Origin of the sequence: Segatella copri (genome assembly GCF_024330485.1) — a bacterium.
GTDB lineage: Bacteria > Bacteroidota > Bacteroidia > Bacteroidales > Bacteroidaceae > Prevotella > Prevotella copri_L.
Window position 1 is genome coordinate 1 of the sequence record NZ_JANDWX010000086.1, and the last position, 1,634, is coordinate 1,634.

At 42.0% G+C, this 1,634-nt stretch carries 2 protein-coding genes; both read left to right on the top strand.

Features of this window, described 5'->3' with window-relative positions:
- Nucleotides 1-176: 176 nt before the first annotated feature.
- A complete protein-coding gene (locus NNC77_RS16410) occupies nucleotides 177-524 on the top strand; it encodes a helix-turn-helix domain-containing protein (protein ID WP_117695123.1) in 348 nt (115 codons plus the stop codon).
- 5 nt (nucleotides 525-529) lie between these two features.
- Nucleotides 530-1,483 carry an IS3 family transposase gene (locus NNC77_RS16415; RefSeq protein ID WP_254971912.1) on the top strand — a complete coding sequence of 318 codons (954 nt, stop codon included), beginning with the start codon at nucleotides 530-532 and terminating at the stop codon, nucleotides 1,481-1,483.
- The last annotated feature ends 151 nt before the right edge of the window (nucleotides 1,484-1,634 follow it).

Here is a 1,634-nt window from a genome sequence, read left to right on the forward strand (position 1 = left end):
TGCTGCCCCTCAAAAAGTAGACACAGAAAGGTGGAAAACTGATGGAAAATGATTACCTTTGCAAGCAGATAGAGTTGTGTGCCCTGTAGAGAGGGCGTAGCCCGAACGTAAGGGCACACAACTTGCCGAAGCACGGTTATCTTATCGTCAAGTATTCACCAGAAAGGAAACTTTTTATGGCAAAGCATTTAAATCCATTGGAAAAGGAGTTCTTGATTCGTAAGTTCAAGGGAAACTCCAAAGTTAAGCTCAGTGATTTCTGCAGGGCAAACAATGTCTCGGAAACTTCTTTTAAGAAGTGGCTGAAGCAATATGAAGAAGCAGGCATAGAGGGGTTGGCTCGTGCTGATGCTGAGATTGGGAACATACTTCCTGAGGGCATTGACAAAACCAAGGAGGGGTATAAGCGAGAAATCCTACGCTTGCGTATTGAGAATGAACGGCTCAAAAAAAAATATCTGGTGAGGCAGAACGAGGATGGGCAAACGGAGTATGTTCGTTTAAAAATGAAGAGTTCAAAATAGTGGACATGCTATCGCACGAGTATCCTGTCAAGGATATCTGCAAGATGATGGGAGTAAGTCGGTCGGGGTATTACAAGTGGCTTAGAAGAGAGCCTTCATCCCGTGAGATCAATCGTGAGTTCATGGTGGGTGTGGTTGAGGACATACACTCGGAACACCCTACACATGGCTACAGGTGGGTGGCGGCGTACATAAGAATCAATTTACAGTTGAGTATCAGCGACAATTTCTCTTATAAATGCTTCCAATATCTTGGTATTCAGTCACAAACGAGACACAAGATACATTACAAACCACGTAAGGTAAAGGATAAGTACCCCAACCTCATTTATTCCACGTGGGACACGGTAGACAGACCTCGACAAGTTATCGTCTCTGACATGACAGTCATCAAATACTCTTGGTTCTTCTTTGAGTTGACCATGTATTTCGATGTCTTTACGAAAGAAATCCTAACGTGGCATGTGGCTGAGAGACGTGGACATAGAGACCAGTACATTGATGGGCTAAATGATGTCATCAACCTGTTGAAGGGCACAGATGAGCCAACTGTTCTTCATACGGACCAAGGTAGCGTGTATGCTTCGCTCGCCTATAATGAGCTGATAAAGGACACGATGATTGTGAGGTCTATGTCCAGGGCAGGAAAGCCTACAGACAACCCTGTGAACGAATCCCTCAACGGATGGATAAAAGAGGAATTGTTCATAGACTTCAAGATTGAGACATGTAATTCAAGAAAGGAGTTCGAGGAGGCCTTGGACGCATACGTGGATTATTACAATGAGAAAAGACCATGTTATGCTATCGGCTATGATACGCCAAATAATTACAGGAAGAGGTTTTATAAAGGGGAGCTTCCAAGAAAGGACACTTTTGGGAAGCGAGAGGCTAATGCAACACCGAAGTTCGTCACAGAATGGAAGAAAAAGGCTGGAAATGAGAAAAATAAAGAATAATGTTCACTTTTATAAAGAAAAACTTGCAAATATGGATGAGATTGTCTACTTTTGCAAATGAAAAGGAACGAAATTTGATAGATATGTGTACTTTTAAAAATATAAATAATTAATAATCATTTTTTGTGTCCACTTTGGGGAACTGCTACAA

What these genes read in the sequence shown, in the direction of transcription:
- NNC77_RS16415 (WP_254971912.1), top strand. Translation starts at nt 530, where the DNA reads ATGCTATCGCACGAGTATCCTGTCAAGGATATCTGCAAGATGATGGGA.
- NNC77_RS16410 (WP_117695123.1), top strand. Translation starts at nt 177, where the DNA reads ATGGCAAAGCATTTAAATCCATTGGAAAAGGAGTTCTTGATTCGTAAG.